General features: G+C 70.2%; 16 protein-coding genes. 11 read left to right on the top strand and 5 right to left on the bottom strand.

Features of this window, described 5'->3' with window-relative positions; genetic code table 11:
* Positions 1 to 85 precede the first annotated feature (85 nt).
* From ACZ7L6_RS02060 to ACZ7L6_RS02025, 8 genes are read left to right on the top strand one after another with little or no spacing between them, the layout of a single operon-like run.
* Positions 86 to 970 (top strand): carbohydrate ABC transporter permease, encoded by an 885-nt coding sequence (locus ACZ7L6_RS02060; RefSeq protein WP_471920590.1) that lies wholly within the window; start codon positions 86 to 88, stop codon positions 968 to 970.
* Entirely contained in the window at positions 967 to 1839 is an 873-nt protein-coding gene (locus ACZ7L6_RS02055) for a carbohydrate ABC transporter permease (protein WP_471920005.1), read from the top strand. Before ACZ7L6_RS02060 ends, ACZ7L6_RS02055 begins: the two co-directional genes overlap by 4 nt.
* Positions 1840 to 1867: 28 nt before the next feature.
* On the top strand, positions 1868 to 2815 hold the full coding sequence (locus tag ACZ7L6_RS02050) for an alkaline phosphatase family protein (protein ID WP_471920589.1): 948 nt from the start codon (positions 1868 to 1870) through the stop codon (positions 2813 to 2815).
* A complete protein-coding gene (locus tag ACZ7L6_RS02045; protein ID WP_471920004.1) occupies positions 2812 to 5787 on the top strand; it encodes a glycoside hydrolase family 2 TIM barrel-domain containing protein in 2976 nt (991 codons plus the stop codon). Before ACZ7L6_RS02050 ends, ACZ7L6_RS02045 begins: the two co-directional genes overlap by 4 nt.
* Positions 5788 to 5823: 36 nt before the next feature.
* Positions 5824 to 7662, top strand: a complete 1839-nt coding sequence (locus ACZ7L6_RS02040) for a LamG-like jellyroll fold domain-containing protein (RefSeq protein WP_471920003.1) — start codon at positions 5824 to 5826, stop codon at positions 7660 to 7662.
* A gap of 17 nt (positions 7663 to 7679) precedes the next feature.
* Positions 7680 to 9356, top strand: a complete 1677-nt coding sequence (locus ACZ7L6_RS02035) for a PHP domain-containing protein (protein ID WP_471920002.1) — start codon at positions 7680 to 7682, stop codon at positions 9354 to 9356.
* Positions 9356 to 10204, top strand: a complete 849-nt coding sequence (locus ACZ7L6_RS02030) for a hypothetical protein (protein ID WP_471920001.1) — start codon at positions 9356 to 9358, stop codon at positions 10202 to 10204. The genes ACZ7L6_RS02035 and ACZ7L6_RS02030 overlap by 1 nt, the downstream gene beginning before the upstream one ends.
* 24 nt (positions 10205 to 10228) lie before the next feature.
* The gene (locus ACZ7L6_RS02025; protein ID WP_471920000.1) at positions 10229 to 11059 is read left to right on the top strand and encodes a PaaX family transcriptional regulator; all 831 of its coding nucleotides are present in this window, start codon (positions 10229 to 10231) and stop codon (positions 11057 to 11059) included.
* Here the strand turns inward: ACZ7L6_RS02025 and ACZ7L6_RS02020 are convergent.
* The 4 genes from ACZ7L6_RS02020 to ACZ7L6_RS02005 are packed head-to-tail and all read right to left on the bottom strand — an operon-like array spanning position 11050 to position 14831.
* Positions 11050 to 11505 carry a MaoC family dehydratase gene (locus tag ACZ7L6_RS02020; RefSeq protein WP_471919999.1) on the bottom strand — a complete coding sequence of 152 codons (456 nt, stop codon included), beginning with the start codon at positions 11503 to 11505 and terminating at the stop codon, positions 11050 to 11052. The genes ACZ7L6_RS02025 and ACZ7L6_RS02020 overlap by 10 nt on opposite strands.
* Positions 11506 to 11513: 8 nt before the next feature.
* A complete protein-coding gene (menE, locus tag ACZ7L6_RS02015; RefSeq protein ID WP_471919998.1) occupies positions 11514 to 13016 on the bottom strand; it encodes an o-succinylbenzoate--CoA ligase in 1503 nt (500 codons plus the stop codon).
* Between the two features lie 10 nt (positions 13017 to 13026).
* Entirely contained in the window at positions 13027 to 13902 is an 876-nt protein-coding gene (locus ACZ7L6_RS02010; RefSeq protein WP_471919997.1) for an amidohydrolase family protein, read from the bottom strand.
* A gap of 11 nt (positions 13903 to 13913) precedes the next feature.
* Positions 13914 to 14831, bottom strand: coding sequence for an SDR family NAD(P)-dependent oxidoreductase (locus ACZ7L6_RS02005; RefSeq protein WP_471919996.1), 918 nt, complete (start codon positions 14829 to 14831; stop codon positions 13914 to 13916).
* Positions 14832 to 15092: 261 nt separating this feature from the next.
* Here ACZ7L6_RS02005 and ACZ7L6_RS02000 point away from each other — a divergent pair, with 261 nt between their 5' ends.
* Both ACZ7L6_RS02000 and ACZ7L6_RS01995 read left to right on the top strand, forming a co-directional pair.
* Entirely contained in the window at positions 15093 to 15518 is a 426-nt protein-coding gene (locus ACZ7L6_RS02000) for a MarR family winged helix-turn-helix transcriptional regulator (RefSeq protein ID WP_471919995.1), read from the top strand.
* A gap of 10 nt (positions 15519 to 15528) precedes the next feature.
* Positions 15529 to 16317, top strand: coding sequence for an IclR family transcriptional regulator (locus tag ACZ7L6_RS01995; protein ID WP_471919994.1), 789 nt, complete (start codon positions 15529 to 15531; stop codon positions 16315 to 16317).
* Positions 16318 to 16394: 77 nt separating this feature from the next.
* Here the strand turns inward: ACZ7L6_RS01995 and ACZ7L6_RS01990 are convergent, their stop codons facing one another.
* The gene (locus ACZ7L6_RS01990; RefSeq protein ID WP_471919993.1) at positions 16395 to 17555 is read right to left on the bottom strand and encodes a HupE/UreJ family protein; all 1161 of its coding nucleotides are present in this window, start codon (positions 17553 to 17555) and stop codon (positions 16395 to 16397) included.
* A gap of 343 nt (positions 17556 to 17898) precedes the next feature.
* Here ACZ7L6_RS01990 and ACZ7L6_RS01985 point away from each other — a divergent pair, with 343 nt between their 5' ends.
* Entirely contained in the window at positions 17899 to 19308 is a 1410-nt protein-coding gene (locus ACZ7L6_RS01985; protein WP_471919992.1) for a CBM96 family carbohydrate-binding protein, read from the top strand.
* Positions 19309 to 19323 lie beyond the last annotated feature (15 nt).

Here is a 19323-nt window from a genome sequence, read left to right as displayed (position 1 = left end):
GGGACACCGGGGCGGGGCGGGCCCGGCACGCTTCCGCCCGCGGCGCACGCCGCCCCCGGGCGCCGTTCGGCCCAGGCGTCGCGGGTTGCTGTCGTACTGGCGGCAGTACCTGGCGATCTCGCCCTTCTTCCTGATCTTCGCCGCCTTCTCCTTCGGCCCTGTCTTCTATTCGCTGTATCTGGCCTTCCAGCGCTACGACGGCCTGGGCACCAAGCAGTTCGTGGGCCTGCAGCAGTTCGAGTTCCTCTGGAACGACCCCGTCTTCTGGCTGTCGATCCGCAACACCCTGGTGATCTGGGTCCTGTCCACCGTTCCCACGTTGTTCGGCGCCCTGGTGCTGGCGACGCTGCTGCACTCGGTGCGCCGCTTCAAGGGCTTCTACCGCATCGCCCTGTACGTACCGAACGTCACCTCGATCGTCGCTGTGGCGATCTTCTTCGGCGCGGTGTTCAGCAACAACTTCGGTCTGGTCAACGCGATCCTGGGCACGGTCGGTATAGAGCCCGTGGCGTGGCTGAGCAATCCGTGGCTGATCAAAGTGGTGATCGCGCTGCTGATGACCTGGATGTGGACCGGGTACAACATGATCATCTACCTGGCCGGTCTGCAGGCCATCCCGACGCAGATCTACGAGGCGGCCAAGCTGGACGGCGCCGGCCCGGTCCGTACCTTCTTCCAGATCACCATGCCGATCATGCGGCCCATCATCCTGTTCACCGTCGTCATCTCGACCATCAACGGCCTGCAGAGCTTCAGCGAACCCCAGGTGCTCTTCGCCAGCAACGCCGCCAACCAGAACCTCGGCGGCCCCGGCCAGGCGGGCCTGACCACGCTGCTGTACTTCTACCAGTCGGCCTTCCTCGACAACGACTACGGCTACGGCGCGGCCATCGTGTGGGCCTTCTTCGTACTGATCATCGTGCTCGTCGTCGTCAACTGGCGCATCGTGCAACGAGGGAGGAAGTCATGACGACAGCCGCCACACCGTCGCCGGCCACGGGCCAGAGGCGGCGGCTGCGGCGCCCCCGGGGCCTGACCGCGCACATCCTCCTCGTCCTGGCCGTCCTGGTCTCGGTCTTCCCGTTCCTGTGGACGATCGTGATGGCGACCAACACCACCAAGGACATCTACAAAAGCCCACCGAAGCTGACCTTCGGCTCCCACCTGCTGGAGAACATCCGGCACGTGCTGAACACCATCGACTTCTTCGGGTCGATGCTCAACACGGTCGTCGTCGCGTGCGTCACCACGGTCCTGGTGCTGTTCGTCGACTCCCTTGCGGCCTTCGCCTTCGCCAAGTTCGACTTCCCCGGGCGCAAGGTGCTCTTCGGCACGCTGCTGGTGTTCATGATGCTGCCGCTCCAGCTGGCCGTCCTGCCGCAGTTCATCCTCATGTCCGAGATCGGCTGGGTCGGCATGCTCAAGGCGCTGGCCCTGCCCGCCCTCGCCAACGCCTTCGGCATCTTCTGGCTGCACCAGTACATCCAGAACGGCGTGCCCGACGAACTGCTCGACGCCGCGCGCATCGACGGCGCCGGGTTCTTCCGCCAGTACTGGAACATCGCGCTGCCGATGATCAGGCCCGCGCTGTCCTTCCTCGCCATCTACGCCTTCGTCAACGCCTGGAACGACTACGTCTGGCCGCTCATCGTGCTCACCAACCCCGACCACGTCACCCTCCAGGTGGAGCTCGCCCAGCTCAACGTCGGCCACAACACCGACTACAGCATGGTCATGGCCGGTGTGCTCATGGCGGCCCTCCCCCTGGTCGTGGTCTTCAGCATCTTCGCCCGCGGATTCATCGCGGGCGCCACCGAAGGTGCGGTCCAGGGCAGCTGAACCGGTGTCGAGAGGGAGGTGCACAGTGGTGGAGGTCGCCGGCGGGGAACGGTCGCGGCACGGCAAGGTGCTCGTCGTGGGCATGGACGGGCTGCGCTACGACCGGCTGACCCGGTCGCCGTCCACAGCCCCCGTGCTGCACGGCCTGATGGCCGCGGGCGCCCACGGCACCAGCCTGCTGCCCTACGGCGAGGTGGACGGCCAGGCCGGCGGCGGGCCGTCCACCAGCATGGCCTACACCGACTCCGGCCCCGGCTGGTCGAGCGTGCTGACCGGGGTGTGGCCCGACCGGCACGGGGTGACCGGCAACGACTTCAAAGGCGCCGACTACGCCCGCTACCCCGACTTCCTGACCCGCGCCGCCAAGGCCCGGCCCGGACTGCGCACCGCGGCCGCGGTGTCCTGGCCGGCGCTGGTCCGCCGCGGCACCCTCGGCCGTGCCATCGGCCGGCGCGTGCGCCACAACGGCGAGTCGAAGGGCTACGAAACCGCGGACCGCCGCGTCGCCCGCGCCGCCCTGCGGTGGCTCACCAAGTCCGACCCGGACGTCATGTTCGTGTACTTCGGCGCCACCGACGAGGCCGGCCACGCCACCGGCCCGCTCTCCCCCGCCTACGACCGCGCCCTCCTCGCCCAGGACGCCCACCTCGGGCGGCTGCTGGAGGCGATCGAAGCCCGGCGCTCGGACCCCGGGCGCGCCGACGAGCACTGGACCGTGCTGGTCACCACCGACCACGGCCACCTCGACACCGGCGGCCACGGCGGCGACACCCACGCCGAGCGGGAGGTCTTCGTCATCCTCGCCGAGCCCGGCCTGCCCGGCGGTACCCGGCTCCGGGAACCCCGCCTCATCGACATCGCCCCCACCGCCCTGGACCGGCTAGGTATCCCCGTCGACCCCGCCTGGGGCCTGCAGGGCCGCATCCTGCCCGGCTCGACGTCACCCACGTCCGAACCGACCCCGGAATGGCCATGACCGACGCACCCCGCGATCCCCTGATCGCCCTGCGCCCCTGGGAGACACCCGAGGTGACCTCCTGGAGGCGGCTGCCCATGAACGCCGTCGACCGGCGCTGCGGAGCACTCCCCCTGGACGGCGACTGGCGCTTCCAGTTGCTGTCCGCTCCGGACGCGCCGGTCGGCGGTGCTGTGTCTTCGGCGTACTCGGCACACGTCCCCGGCGTCTGGACCCTGCAGGACACGGACGACCTGCCGCAGTACACCAACGTCCGCATGCCGTTCGCCGAGTTCCCGCCCCACTCCCCCGCGGCCAATCCGACGGGCGTATACGAGCGTGAGGTCGACGTACCGGCCGAGTGGGCCGGCTGCCGGATCGTGCTCCAGGTCGGGGCCGCCGAGAGCGTGCTTCTCGTGCACGTGGACGGGCGGCCCGTCGGCATCTCCAAGGACTCCCACCTGGCCGCCGAGTTCGACCTGACGGATGTGGTTCGCGCCGGCGAGCGGGCCACCGTACGGCTGACGGTCGTGAAGTGGTCGGACGCCTCGCACATCGAGGACCAGGACCAGTGGTGGCACGGCGGGATCACCCGCTCGGTGCTGCTGTACGCGACGGATCCGCTGTACCTCGCGGACGTGACCGTCCGGGCGCGGTACAGCGGTGAGCTGCAAGTGGACTGCCTGGTACGGGACGCGGGCGGTGCGCTGCCCGCGGGGTGGTATCTCACCGGCGAGCTGGACGGTCGACTCCTCGCGCAGGACGCCGAGTTCGACCGCGCGAACGCCGAGGACGAACGCGTCTCCCACTTCCTCGGCGAGGCCCGGCTGCTGACCACCGTCCCCGAGGTGCGCACATGGAACGCGGAGACGCCCGAGCTGTACGGCCTGACCGTCCGCCTGCACCGCGCCGACGGCACGGTCGCCGACACCTCACAGCACCGCGTCGGCTTCCGCGACGTCGAGATCGTCGGCCGTGACCTGCTCGTCAACGGTGAGCGGGTGTTCATCCGGGGCGTGAACCGGCACGACTTCCATCCACTGACGGGACGGACGGTGTCGTACGACGACATGCGCGCCGATCTGGTCCTGCTCAAGCGCTTCGGCTTCAACGCGATCCGCACCGCCCACTACCCGAACGACCCGGCGCTGTACGACCTCGCCGACGAGCTCGGCTTCTACGTGGTCGACGAGGCCGACATCGAGTCCCACGACCACGCCCACGAGATCGCGGACGACCCGCGCTATCTGAACGCCTTCGTCGACCGGGTCTCACGGATGGTGCTGCGCGACAAGAACCATCCGTCGGTCATCATCTGGTCGCTCGGCAACGAGTCCGACTACGGCGCGAACCACGACGCGGCGGCCGGCTGGGTGCGCCGGCACGATGCGACCCGGCCGATCCAGTACGAGGGAGCGGCCAAGCTCGGCTGGGCGGACCCGTCCCTCGCCTCCGACATCGCCTGCCCGATGTACGCACCGCTGGAGGACTGCGTGGCGCACGCGCTCTCCGGCGAGCAGACCAAGCCGCTCATCCAGTGCGAGTACTCGCACGCCATGGGCAACAGCAACGGCACGCTGGCCGACCACTGGGCCGCCATCGAGGCCACCCCGGGTCTTCAGGGCGGGTTCATCTGGGAGTTCTGGGACCACGGGATTCTGCAACGCGTGAGCGACGGAAGACCGGCCGGGCGTGGGGGCGCCGGGCTCTATGACAACGGTGTCGCCGCGCCCGGACACCGGTGGGCGTACGGCGGCGACTTCGGCGAGACGATCCACGACGGCGCGTTCATCGCGGACGGCATGGTGTTTCCCGACCGCACGCCCAAGCCCGCGATGTACGAGCACCGGGAGATCGCGGCGCCGGTGCGCATCGAGTGCTTCCGGCACGAGGGCATCGTCCTGGCCAACCACCAGCACTTCCGCGGCTTCGACTGGCTGGCCGCCGTATGGGTGCTGTCGCTGGCGGACGGCCGCACGCTGACCGCGCCCGCCGTACTGCCCGAACTGTGCCCGGGCGAGACGGCCGCGGTGCCGCTGCCGTTCGCGCTGCCCGAGGACGGCGGCGAGGCGTGGCTGACGCTGCGGGTGACGACGGCGACGGACCTGCCGTGGGCACCGCGTGGCACGGAGGTGTGCGTGCCGCAGGTGCTGCTGCGGGCGGCCGAGGTGCGGCAGGAGGCGGTCGTCGCGGGTTCCGTGGAAGCCGCGGGTTCGGTGCAGGCCGCGGCTTCCGTACAGGTCGACGACGAGGGGCTTCTCGTCCACCCTCTGCTGACGGCCGCCCCGGCCCTGTCACTGTGGCGGGCGCCCACCGACAACGACGAGCTGGGCGGCATGGCGGGGCGCTGGCGGACCTGGGGGCTCGACTCACTGGTCCGCAAGGTCGTGTCCGTGCGGCGGGACGCCGAGCAGGTCACGGTGACCGCGGAGTACGCCGCCGCGTGCGGCGTCGTCCGGCACCGGCAGGTCTTCACGCCGGTCGAGGGAGGTGTGCGGGTCGACGAAGAGGCCGAACTGCCGGAGGAGTTCGAGGACGTGGCCCGGGTCGGCTCGGTGTTCGAGACGGTGGCGGGGCTCGATCTGCTCGAGTGGTTCGGGCAGGGGCCCTGGGAGTCGTACCCCGACCGGAGCGCAGGAGCCCCGGTGGGCCATCACTCCGTCCCAGTGGACGACCTCTTCACTCCCTACCTCCGCCCGCAGGAGAGCGGCGGCCGGCACGGCGTACGGCGGTTCACGCTGTCCGCGCCGGACGCCACGGGTCTCTCGGTCGTCCTGGACGAGCCCCGCCAGGTCTCCGTCACCCGCTACCGCGCCGAGGACCTGACCGCCGCCGCGCACCACGACGAACTGGTGCCGCGCCCCGGCTGCGTGGTGCACATCGACGCGGCGCACCGGGGTCTCGGCACGGCGTCGTGCGGCCCGGACACCTTCCCCTCCTATCGCGTTCCGCCGGGCGTCCACCGTTGGAGCTGGACCCTGCGCGTTCTCTGAACTCCCCCTTCCTCTGCCTCTCTTCACGGAGCACACGTGTGTACTTCGCATGACCACCCCCAGGGCGAGGCCGCGCGGGCCGGCGCCGCAAGACGCAGTTTCCTCCGGGCCACCGCGCTGCTCGGTGCCGCCGCGACGGCCTCGGTCGCCGTCCCGGCGGTCGCCGAGGCAGCGCCCGCCGAGGTCACGGCCACCGACTGGCGGCCCGACCCGGACAGCCGTCGCTTCACGCTCGCCGTGATGCCGGACACGCAGTACCTCTTCGACGGGCCGAGCATCGACAAGGCACCCGTGGAGGCGTCCCTGCGCTATCTGCTGGAGCAGGGCCGGGAGGAGAACATCGTCTTCCTGTCCCACCTCGGCGACCTCACCCAGAACGGCACCCAGCCCGAAGTCGCCGCGATCAGCGAGGCGTTCCGGCTCCTGGACCGGCGGGGCGTGGGCTACAGCGTCCTCGCCGGCAACCACGACGTGAAGTCGTCGACGGACGACCAGCGAGGTGCTACGCCGTATCTGGACGCCTTCGGGCCCAAGCGGTTCCAGGGGAAGAAGACGTTCGGGGGCGCCTCCCCCGACGGCTACAACAGCTTCCACCTGTTCAAGGCCGCCGGGCGCGAGTGGATGGTACTGGCGCTGGACTGGCGGCTGTCGGCGAAGGGCTACGCGTGGGCCAAGGACGTCCTGGCCGCGCACCCGAAGACGCCGGTCGTCCTCACCACCCACGAGCTGGTCGTCGAGGACGACACCCTGTCGGTGTACGGGCAGCAGCTGTGGGACCAGCTGGTCGAGGACCACGACCAGATCTTCCTCACCCTCAACGGGCATTACTGGCCCGCCGGCCGGGCGATGCGCAAGAACGCGGCGGGCAACGACGTACACCTGCATCTGACGAACTACCAGAACCGTTACTTCGGCGGCGCGGCGATGATCCGCCTGTACCGGTTCGACCTCGACCGGAACGTGATCGACGTGGAGACGGTCTCCCCGTGGATCCTGGGCCGGGCCGCCAAGGGCCTCAACGAGCTGGAGCGGCAGGAGATCGAACTCAGCGGCGACGCCGACCGGTTCAGCGTCGAGATCGACTTCGCCGGCCGTTTCTCCGGTTTCGATCCGGTGCCCGCCCGCCCGGCGCGGCCCGCGTCGCGGATGCTGATCCCGGGCACGGTGGCGTACTGGCGATTCGACGAGCCGGTGGGTGACAGCGTCCGGGATCTGTCCGGTCGCGGCAACGACCTCGCCCTCGTCACCGTGGGCGGCGGCAAGCTGGGCTGGTCGGCCGACCACCACCCCGACCAGCCCGGTCACGGCAGCCTGGAGTTCCAGGGCTTCAAGTCCCCGCTGAAGGGCGCCTACCTGCGCACGGTCGACGGTGCACCGCTGAACTCGGCGACCTTCGGGAACGGTTACACCATCGAGGCCTTCTACCGCCTCCCGGCCGACTGGGATCCGTCCCACAACGCCTGGTCGGGCCTGGTCGGCCGCACCGGCACGGGCGGCGCCGCCGGCAGGACCGCCGACGACCCGGACGAGCCGCTCGCCACCCTCTCCCTGTCGAACGACCGCGAGCCGCAGTGGGCGATGCGCCCGCTGAACCAGGAGGGCATCGCCACCAACTGGGGCCAGGAGACCCCGCTGGAGACCTGGTGGCACCTCGCGGTCGTCAACGACGGCGAGCACACCACGCTGTACGTCGAGGGCTGCCCGGTGGTCCGCAACCCGAAGGCCCCGGCGGTCGGGATCACCTCCGTCGGGCTGCCGTGGCTGCTCGGCGGCTACGAGTACGGCGGCCGGATCGACCAGATCCTGTACGGCCGCCTCGGCGACGTCCGGATCGTCGCGCGGGCGCTGCCCGTCACGTCCTTCATGAACCACTGAGCCCTTCGAGGATCGCCATGACCGAGCAGCAACTGCCCGCCTGGGCCGACCCGTCCGTCTCCCCCGCCACCCTCGACGCCCAAGGCGTGTCGAGACGCCAACTCCTGCGCCGCGCGGGCCTGTTCGGCGCCGCCTTCGCACTGGGCTCGGCGGCCCTGCCCACCGTGCCCGCCGCGGCCGCCGACCGGCGCCTGGGCGGCGACGACCCCCGCCTCGCCTACCTGGTCGGCGACCACCACATCCACAGCGTCTACAGCCACGACGCCAAGTACACGTTCTCCCAACTGGCCGCCGCAGGCGCCGAGTTCGGCCTGGACTGGATGGTGTTCACCGAGCACTCCAACTTCGGGCACGCCAAGTACGGCGCCCCGCTGGAGCACGAGGAGATCCTCAAGGCCCGCGACGAGAACCCGCGTCAGCTGATCTTCCAGGGCCTGGAGTGGTACATCCCGGCCGCCGAACACTGCACGGTGTTCGCGGCACCCGGCCCCCACGAGGTCGACCTTCTCACGAAGTTCGAGAGCACCTACGACGGCAAGCTGCTCGGCTACACCGACGGCTCCGCGGCCGGCCCGGACACCGCCCGCAACGAGGCCCACGCCGTGAAGGCCATCCAATGGCTCGCCGAGCAGCGCCGTACCGGATACGTCGACGACGTGCTCGTCCTCGCCAACCACCCGATGCGCCTCGGCATCGACTCCCCGCACGAGATGCGGGGCTGGCGGGACGCCGCCCCCGAGATCATGATCGGCATGGAGGGCGCGCCCGGCGCCCAGGGCGCGGCCATCCCCGGCTGGCGCGGGGCGACCTCGATCCGCGGCGAGTACGAGAACAAGCCGTCGGCACAGTCCTGGGCGGGCTACCCGGCGAACGCCTACCTGACGTACGGCGGCTTCGACTGGGCGACCGCGACGGTCGGCGGTCTGTGGGACTCGATGCTGGCAGAAGGCAGCCTGTTCTCGATCACCACGAACTCCGACGCCCACCGCATCGTCTTCGACACCTGGAAGAACGGCGACTGGCCGGCGGGCCAGAACTTCGACAACACCGGCAAGCTCCCCGACCCGGTGAACACCGACACCCCGCAGCCGGGCAGCGACTTCTGGCCGGGCCAGTTCAGCCGCACCCATGTCGGCGTCACCCGCTACGGCTACCGCGCGGTGATGGCGGGCCTGCGCGCGGGCCGGGTCTGGCTGGACCACGGGCATCTGCTCGACGGCCTCGATGTGCGCCTCAAGCGGGACTGCGACTTCGGCCGCGGCGTCACGCTGGGCGGCCGGCTGCGGGTGCGCAAGGGCGAGAAGCTCACGCTGTCCGTGACGGTCACGACCGCTTCCCGGCCCAACCCACAAGGCATCCTGCCGGAGTTGGCGCACGTGGACGTCATCCGGGGCGCCGTGCGCGGCCCGGTGGCCGACCGCGACTCCTGGAAGGCGCCCGACACCAAGGTCGTCGAGACGAGGGACGTGAGCGGCCGCACGGGGACGTACACCCTGCGCATCCCCCTCACCGCCGGGGACGAGTCCTTCTACGTCCGGCTGCGCGGCAGCGACGGCAACCGCCACGGCACGGGCTACCTCGGCGCGTCGGTCGACCCGCACGGGCCGATCCCGCACGAGCCCGGAAACGGTGACCCGTGGACGGATACGTGGTTCTATTCGAACCCCGTATTCGTCGACGTGGCAGGAGCCTGATGAGACGTCACTTCCTCACCCTCGGTTGCTTATCGGTCGCGCTCACGCTCGGCGCGGGGACCGCGTCCGCCGCCGGTGACCCGCAGTGGGCCGAGACCGGCAGGGCGTACACGGACACGCTGGGCGGCGGGCAGGGCCTGGCGAGCCGCGCGGACGGCTCCCTGCTGTACCGCGGGCTCGCCTCCATCCCCCTGGACCTGCGGATCAAGGGCTGGAACCACGTCGGCGACCCGGACATCGCACGCGGCCACGTCTTCGACGCCTACCAGGGCCCGGACACGGCCACGTCCAAGATGTTCGCGGTGACGACCCCGGCCGGGAAGCGCTACGAGTACGTCCATCGGCTGAACCCGGGCGAGAAGCTGAACAACTCCTTCGCCACCGTCTCGCCCGACGGGCAGTGGCTGGTGTCGGGCGAGTGGGGGGAGCAGAGGAGACTCCAGGTCTTCCCCGCTCCCCTGCTCAACCCGTCCACCCCGCAGATGGGCGGGGACCTGAAGGAGGCCTGGCAGATCACCCTGGACAAGCCGGTGCGCGACATCCAGGGCTGCGACTTCGTGACGGACACGCGGCTGGTGTGCGCCTCGAACGACGCCACGGGCACGCTCTTCCCGCAGATCCGCCCGCTGCTCCAGGTGGACCTGCCGCGCAAGGTGGACGGCCGGCCGATCACCGGCGCGGTGAAGAGCCTGTTCGCGCTGCCGCAGCGCAGCGTGTGCACCGGCACCTTCGAGGCGGAGGGCGTCGACTACGACGTGAACAGCGGCACGCTGCGGGCGCAGATGATCCCGCCGGGGGTGTGCGCGGTCGCGACGGCCGTGTACTCGTACCAGCAGGTCACGGGCTGATCGACAAGGGGTACGGTGGGCCGCGTGACCGGTGAAGAGGCGCTGCGGCCCCAGTCCCTCATGCTGACGTTCCTGGGCGACCAGGTGCTCGGGCGGGACGTCTGTGTGTACTCGGGCAGTGTCATCGACGTCTTCGCGCGGGCGGGCGTCGGCGAGCAGGCGACCCGCTCGACGCTGACCCGCATGGTGAACCGCGGTCTGCTGCGCCGCCAGCGCGAGGGCCGCCGCATGTACTTCGGCCTGACCGAGCACTCGGAGACGGTCCTGCGCGACGGCGAGCACCGCATCTGGCAGACCGGCGCCGTCAACCGCCACTGGGACGGCACCTGGACCCTGCTCGGCTTCTCCCTCCCCGAGTCCTGGCAGCGCCAGCGTCACGACCTGCGTTCCAAGCTCACCTGGAGCGGCTTCGGCCCGCTGTTCAGCGGCCTGTGGATCGCCCCCGGCGAGGTCGACGTGTCGTCCCTGGTCGCCGAACTCGGCCTCTCCGCCCACGTGAAGGTGTTCCGCGCGCACGCCGACGCCGGGATGGACATCGGGGCGATGATCGGGGAGACCTGGGAGCTGTCCGAACTGGCGGCGCTGTACGAGTCGTTCGTACGCCGCTGGCAGCCGTGGGCGACTCAGCTCCCGGAAGCCGACGACGCCCTCGCACTGCGGCTCCGCCTGCAGGCGGAGTGGCTGCGCGTCATCCGCCGGGACCCGCGCCTGCCGGTCGAGCACCTGCCGGACGACTGGCCGGCCGAGGAGGCCGAGAAGACGTTCCGGGCGGTGCACGAGCGGCTCACTCCCCTCGCGCAGGACACCTCGGCCCGCCTCCTCGACGTGGTGCCGGTACGGGACGGTCAGGCGTAGAAGCGCGACAGACTCTGCAGCACCGCCGCCGGCTTCGTCCCGCCCTCGATGTCGATGGTGCCGTCGACCGTGATCTGGACCCCGCCCGGCACCTCCTCGACCTCCGCCAGCCTGCCGACCAGCCGGATGCGCGAGCCGACCTTGACCGGCGAGGGGAAACGCACCTTGTTCAGACCGTAGTTGACCTTCGTGGTGACGCCCTGGACGTCCAGCAGTTCGGTGAAGAGGGGGATGAAGAGGGAGAGGGTGAGGTAGCCGTGGGCGATGGGGGCGCCGAAGGGGCCGTCGGCGGCCTTCTCGGGGTCGACGTGTATCCACTGGTGGTCACCCGTGGCGTCGGCGAACGTGTTGATGCGCTCCTGGGTGATCTCGATCCACTCGCTGGTGCCGAGGTCGCTGCCCGCCAGCTTCTTCAGTTCGTCGAGGCCGTTCACGGTGATGCTCATGCGGTTCCTTAACTGTTGCCGTACCGGGTACGGACACGGGACTTGAGGAGCTTTCCTGAGGCGGTTCGCGGGAGTTCGTCCGCGAGCACCACCGATTTGGGGATCTTGTACTTGGCGAGGCGGCCGGCGAGGGACGCGAGGAGCTCGTCCGGATCGGGTGCGGTGCCCTCGCGGGGGACCACGACCGCGCGCGGGACCTCGCCCCACTTGTCGTCGGGCACCCCGATGACCGCGCACTCGACGATGTCCGGGTGGGCGAGGAGCAGGTCCTCGATCTCGGCGGGGTAGATGTTCTCGCCGCCCGAGATGATCATGTCCTTGATGCGGTCGACGATGAAGACGTAGCCGTCCTCGTCGACCCGGGCGGCGTCGCCGCTGCGGAACCAGCCGTCGGCAAAGGAGGCGGCCGTCTCCTCGGGCAGCCCCCAGTAGCCGGGCATGACGTGCGGGCCGCGCACCACGACCTCGCCGGTCTCGCCGACGTCGACGGGGCTCAGGTCGGGTCGTACGACGCGTACGTCACTGAAGAAGTGCGGCACGCCCGCCGAACCGGCCTTGCTGACCGCGTGTTCGGCGTCCAGGAACAGCGTCCCCGGGGCCGCCTCCGTCATGCCGTAGCCCTGGAGGAAGGTGAGCCCGCGCTCCTGGTACGCGGCGATGAGCGGTGTGGAGACCGGGGAGCCGCCGCAGGTGAGGATCCGGAGGGAGGACAGGTCCGCGTCCGGCCAGCGCGGGTGCCGGGCCACCTGCTCGAACATCGTCGGTACGCCGAACATGAAGGTGATCCGGTGTTCTTCGATGAGGTCGAAGGTCGCGTTCGGGTCGAAGGCCTCGGCCAGGACGCACGTGCCGCCCTTGAGCAGCACCGGGAGCGTCAGCATGTTCAGGCCCGCCGTGTGGAACAACGGGGCCGAGACGAGGGCGCGTTCGTCGGCGATCAGGTCGGTGTCGACGAGGACGTTGAGCGCGTTCCAGGTGATGTTGCCGTGGGTGAGCATCGCGCCCTTGGGGCGGCCCGTCGTCCCCGAGGTGTACATGATGATGCAGGTGTCGTCCGGGGTGACCGGGGCGTCGATGGTCTCCTCGGATGCGGACGCGAGCGCCTCCTCGTACTCGGCGCCCACTTCGACGTACGTACGCACGTCGGTGCTGCCCGGCAGTCCGGCGACGAGCCCGGCGTGCGAGGGGCCGTAGACAAGGGCCTTGGCGCCGGAGTCGGCCAGCTGGTAGGCGATCTCGGGGCCCGCCAGACGGGTGTTGAGCGGGACGAAGACCGCGCCGAGCGTGCCGGCCGCGAACAGGGTCTCCAGGTAGGAGGGGTGGTTCGGGCCCAGGTAGGCGATGCGGTCGCCGCGGCGGACGCCCCGCTCGCGCAGGGCGTGGGCGAGGCGGGTGGTGCGGTCGTACAGCTGCGCGTAGGTGAGTGTGGTGTCGCCGTGGATCAGGGCGGTGCGGTGCGGGGTCTTGCGGGCCCGGCGTGCGGGCCATGACCCCAGTCCCTCGTTGCGCATGTCACGCCCCTTACGGTTTCGTCAGCCCGAGCAGGCGGGCGGCGTTCTCCTTGAGGATCTTCGGCTTCACCTCGTCCTTGATCGACAGCTTCTCGAAGTCGGCGAGCCAGCGGTCTGGGGTGAGGACGGGGAAGTCGGAGCCGAAGAGGACCTTGTCCTTGAGCAGTGTGTTGGCGTACTGCACGAGCTGCGGCGGGAAGTACTTCGGCGACCAGCCGGACAGGTCGATGTGCACGCCCGGCTTGTGCGTGGCGACGGCGAGGGCCTCGTCCTGCCAGGGAAAGGACGGGTGCGCCAGGATGATCTTCAGGTGCGGGAAGTCGGCCGACACGTCGTCCACGTGGAGGGGGTTGGAGTACTTGAGGCGGATGCCGCCTCCGCCGGGGACGCCGGCGCCGATGCCCGTCTGGCCCGTGTGGAAGAGGGCGATCGTGCCCGTCTCCTCGATCACCTCGTAGAGGTCGTACGCCACCGAGCGGTCGTTGGGGAAGAAGCCCTGGATGCTGGGGTGGAACTTGAAGCCCTTCACCCCGTACTCCTCGACCAGGCGCCGCGCCTGCTTCACGCCCGCCTTCCCCCGGAAGGGGTCGAGGGAGGCGAAGGGGATGAGCACGTCCGAGTTGGCGGCCGCGGCCTCCGCGACCTCCTCGTTCGGGACGGGCGCGGTGCCGGTCGCGGACTCGGCGTCCACCGTGAAGATCACGGCGGCCATCTTCCGCTCGCGGTAGTAGGCGGCGGTCTCCTCCAGGGTCGGCTTGCGCTTGCCCTCCACCTTGAAGTAGGCGGAGGAGGCGTCGTGCAGGTCGTCGTCCAGGGAGGAGTGGCCCTTGGTGGAGACCTCCGCGTGGGTGTGGACGTCGATCGCGACCAGGTCTTCGAGGTTCATGGAGGGGGCCATCACGCCTCCGGGAACTTGGGCGCCGGGATGCCGACCGACTGGAGTTCGGCGCCCACCGACGTCGGGAAGACGTCGGCCAGGGTGTCGGGGGTCCAGCCGCCGTCGGCGTAGGCCGCCGCGATCTCCTGCGGATGCGACCAGAGTGCCACCTTGTCGCCGCCGATGCCGATGGCCTGGCCGGTGATGGAGCGGGCCGCCTCGGAGGCGAGGAAGGGGACGAGGGCTGCGCAGTCCTCGGGAGTGCCGAAGCCCTCGCCCTTGCGCAGGAAGTCCGGGAGCGGCTCGCCGTTCTTCATCGCCTCGATGTACGGGGCGAAGGCGGGGATGGTCTCGGTCATCGCGGTCGCGGCGACCGGCACGATCGCGTTGACGGTGATGTTCGCGCGGCCCAGCTCCATGGACCAGGTGCGGGCCATGGCGGCGATGCCGGCCTTGGCGGCGGCGTAGTTGGTCTGGCCGAAGTTGCCGCGCTGGCCGGCCGGGGAGCCGACCAGGATCAGGGTGCCGCCCTCGCCCTGCTCGCGCATGCGGACGGCGGCGGCGCGGGCGCAGGTGAAGGTGCCCTTGAGGTGGGTGGTGATCACCGCGTCGAAGTCGTCGTCGGTCATCTTCCACAGCACCTTGTCGCGCAGGATGCCGGCGTTGGTGACCAGGATGTCGAGCCGCCCGAACTCCTCCACCGCCCGGTTCACGAGCCGCTCGGCGGCCTCGGTGGTGCCGACCGGAACGACCTCGGCGACGGCGGTGCCGCCGGCCTCGGTGATGGACTTCACGGCCGCCTCGGCCACGGCCTCGTCGACGTCGTTGACGACCACGGAGGCGCCGTGGGCGGCCAGGGCGTGGGCGTAGGCGAGGCCGAGGCCCCGGCCGCTGCCGGTGACGACGGCGGCCTTGCCGGTGAGATCGGTGCTGGGCACGGGCGGGTCCCTTCGGGTGGGGTGCGACTTTCTCGCTGCGAGCTCCTCGCCGCGACATTGCTCGGTGCGGCGTCGAGATCGAAGGTAAGAACAATAGTTGTCGACGTCAATAGTTGTTGCCGACCCGCCCTTGCGTCATGCTGGGTGCAGTACGTACGCACCGCCCCGCCCGGGGCCTAGACCAGGGAGCCCGCCATCGCCAGCCGGCAGACCACGCAACACCCCGCAGGTCCTGCACCCATCGACGCCGACGAGCCGTGGATGCGCGGGCTGCACGCGGACACGGGCTATCTGCTGTACCGCCTCGGCCTGCGCTCGGGTCAGTTGTTCAACTCCTTCCTCCAGGAGTCGGGCCTGCGCCTGCGCCACTACGCGCTGCTGCGGTTCCTCGCCACCTCGCCCGGCGCCCTCCAGCGCGAGCTGAGCGCGTCGCTCGGCTACGACCCGAGCGCGATCGTCGGCCTGGTCGACGACCTGGAGAAGCTGGGGTTCGCCGAGCGGCGCCCCTCCCCCGACGACCGCCGCAGCCGGATCATCGTCCTGACCGAGGGCGGCCGGGCGTTCCTGCGCGACACCGACGAGGCCGGGCAGCGCGTCACCAACGAGCTGGTCCAGCCCCTCGACGCCGCCGAGCGCGAGCAGCTCCACGCCTTGCTGCAGAGAGTCGCCGAGTCCGGGCTGGGGTGACGGAGCACCGATGACCGCCGACGCCGTGCCGTCCCTGTCGGCCAAGGGGCCGCGTTCCGCTCCCGACCGGCTGCTGTCGGTGCTGGGCGCCTTCGACCTGGAGCACCCGGCGCTCAGCCTGACGGACATCAGCAGGCGGGCCGGGCTGACCCTCACCACCGCGCACCGGCTCGTGGCCGCCCTCACCGAGTGGGGCGCCCTGGAGCGGGACGACTGCGGCCTCTACCACGTCGGGCTGCGGCTGTGGGAGGTCGCGGCGCTGGCCCCGCGCGGGCTCGCGCTGCGCCAGATCGCGCTGCCGTATCTGGAGGACCTGTACGAAGCGACGCACGAAAACGTGCAGTTGGCGGTCCAGGACGGGCCCGAGGTCGTCTACATCGAGTGGCTGTCGGGACGTTCGGCGGTCGGCGTGCACATCCGGGTCGGGGCCCGCTGGCCGCTGCACGCCACCGGGGTGGGGCTCGCGCTGCTCGCGCACAGCGCCCCGGAGTTCCAGGAGGAGTACTGCGCCGGACCCCTCGCCTCCTTCACGCCGTACACCGTCACCGAACCGGCCCGGCTGCGCCGCATGCTGGCCGACGTACGCCGCACGGGGGTGGCGGTGAGCAGCCGGCAGGTCACCGACGACGCGCTGTCCGTCGCCGCCCCGGTGCACGGTCCGGGCGGCTCGGTCGTCGCCGCCGTGTCGGTCGTCGTACCCCAGGCCGACGCCCAGGTGCCGGTGCTGGTGCCGGCGGTGCGGCTCGCGGCGCGGGGGATCTCGCGGGGGCTGGGGTGGCAGCCGGAGAAGGGGGCGTAGGCGTCCGGCGGGTCGGCCCCGGAATCGGATCCGAACGCAAAGGCTCATATTGTCGGAGCCAAGGGGAGGATCTCGCCCTACGCGGCGCCGCTCGGCGCCAGCAGGCGCTCGACGAACCAGACCAGGCCGAGGACACCGACAACGGCGGCCGCGCCGACATGGGCCATGGTCGACCAGGAGTACCGGCGCGCCAGCAGGAGCAGCGGGAACGCCAGCAGAACAATCGCGAGCTGGCCCAGCTCGATGCCGAGGTTGAAGCTCAACAGGGAGACGAGCAGTCGGCCGCTGAAGTCGTCGGTGAAGCTCAGTGCCCCGGCGAAGCCCAGCCCGTGCAGCAGGCCGAAGCCGAACACGACGAGGGCGCGATGCCGCGACTCGCCACGCGCGATGTTCTCCACCGCGACGTACACGATGGACAAGGCGATCAGCGGTTCGACGATCTCGGCCGGAACCTCGACCCACCCCAGCACGGCCAGGGCGAGTGTCACGCTGTGCGCCAGCGTGAAGCTGGTCGCGAGCAGGGCTACGCTGCGCCATCCCCGAGCGCCGAGCAGCAGGAGCACCAGGAAGAGCACGTGGTCGATGCCGAGCAGGATGTGCTCCATCCCCATGGCCACGAAACGTCCCGTCGACGAGGAGAAGACCGTCTCGCCGGCCCGCGACTCGCCTTGGCCCGGCTCGTCGGCGTGACTCCGGCCGACGCGCAGTTCACGATGACCGGCATCGAAGACATCGCTCCCCCCGGAACCGCCGAGTTCGTAGTCGACCATGTTGGTGTGCTCGGCACCGATGGCGGCCGTGTCGGAGAACACCTCGTAGCGCACGGTGAACTCGCCGTTCCCCGGACCGGGACAGCGATGGATCAGGAGCAGGCGGGCGTAGAGAAACTGCTGCCGCTTGGTGATTCCCGTGTCTTCGAGTGCGGCGGCGCAGCGCACGCCGTCGAGGGCGACGGTCAGGCGGCCGGCCAGGTATGACGTGAGCTGCGCCTGGTGGGACTCGAGAAATGCCTCGCGCTCCGCGTCCTTCGCTCCAGGCGGTAGCCCACCGAGGCCGGCGGCCTTCGTGAGCTTGTCGTAGTCCACCTCCAGGTTGTAGCGCACCAGCGAACCGTCCTGGCGGATCGTGGACGTGCCGTCCGTCGTCGGGACATGTGCCCAGGCGACCGGGGCCGTCAACGACACCAGGACCCCCGCGAGAACCGCGCCCCCCAGCATGACCAGAAACGCGCGAATCATTCGGCGGGGGATACCTCGAAAGTCTTGCGGCGGAGCCCAGAGCGTCATGCTGAGGAACAAAGCCGCCCCCGGGCGAGGACTGCGTGGCTTGCCCATTGCCCCGCCGTGACGCCGAGCTGAACTCTTGGCGGCCCGCGCCGTGACCGACCTCAAGGGGCTCAACCACCCAGCGACTTCGGCTATTTGACTGACCGTCAGCACGTTTGTTCGACGGCGGCGAAACGCCATCTCCCGCACGCCCAACGTTCATTTCCTCACCGTGGCAGCGGTCCACAGCGGACTCATAGGTTCCACACCGCCCCCCACACGGAGCCACAACCTTCATCTCAGAAGGGATCACGTGATGGGCACCCGCCACATCCGAAGAGCATCGACGGCGAGCGCAGCAGTCGTCACCACCACAGCCGCCGTCGCGGCTCTGCTCACGAACGCCCCCACGGCCACCGCAGCCACGACCACCGTCAATCCGACCGCCGACACCTACGTGCAGGACAGCACCCCGACGACGAACTACGGCACCTCGTCGCAGTTCACCGTCGACAACTCGCCGGTGCGCCAGTCGTTCCTGAAGTTCACCGTCAGCGGCCTCACCCAGGCAGTCACCAGCGCCAAGCTGCGGATCCGCGTCACCAGCGGCGGCAACAGCAGCAACGGTGGCACCTGGAAGTCGATGACCGACACCACCTGGTCGGAGACAGGCGTCACCTGGAACAACAAGCCGGTCATCGACGGCACCACCGTCGCATCGCTCGGCTCGGTGGCCAACGACCAGTGGGTCGAGATCGACGTGACCTCGGTGGTGACCGGCAACGGCACGTTCAGCTTCGGCGGCACGTCCAGCAGCACCAACGGCGCGTACTACGACTCCCGCGAGTCCGGCGCCGACGCCCCGCAGCTGGTGATCACCACCGGCACTGCCCCGTCCCCCACGCCCACGACGACGCAGCCGCCGTCGGGTGATCCGGTGCTGGTCGGCGCCGGTGACATCGCCAACTGCGGCACGGCGGGCGACGAGGCCACCGGCAAGCTGCTGGACGGCATCACGGGCACCGTCATGGCCATCGGTGACACCGCGTACCCGGACGGCACGTCCTCCGACTACACCAACTGCTACCAGCCGTCCTGGGGCAGGCACAAAGCCCGCACCCGGCCCGCCACGGGCAATCACGAGTACCACACCACAGGTGCGTCGGGTTACTTCAACTACTTCGGTGCTTCGGCGGGAGACCCGAACAAGGGCTACTACTCCTTCGACCTGGGCAACTGGCACGTCGTGGCGCTGAACTCCAACTGCTCGATCGTGTCCTGCTCGGCGGGCTCGGCACAGGAGCAGTGGCTGCGGAGCGACCTCGCGGCCAGCACCAAGCCGTGCACCGTCGCCTACTGGCACCACCCTCGCTACACCTCCGGCTCCAGCCACGGCCCGAACACCTCGGTGAAGCCCCTGTACCAGGCGCTGTACGACAACAACGCCGAGGTGGTCGTGACCGGGCACAACCACAACTACGAGCGGTTCGCTCCGATGGACGCCAACGGCGCCCTGGACAACACCCGCGGCATCCGCCAGTTCGTCGCCGGCATGGGCGGCACCGGGCTGGGCGGCTTCGGCACGATTCAGCCCAACAGCCAGGTCCGCAACAGCAGCACCTGGGGCGTGCTGAAGCTGACCCTGCACTCGGGCAGCTATGACTGGCAGTTCGTCCCCGAGGCGGGCAAGACCTTCACCGACAGCGGCACCAACTCCTGTCACTGACCGGCACTTGAGCGA

The organism is Streptomyces sp. NPDC107522, assembly GCF_055657525.1.
The sequence above is the reverse complement of the archived record's forward strand: the minus strand, read 5'-3'. Positions and strand labels throughout refer to the sequence as shown.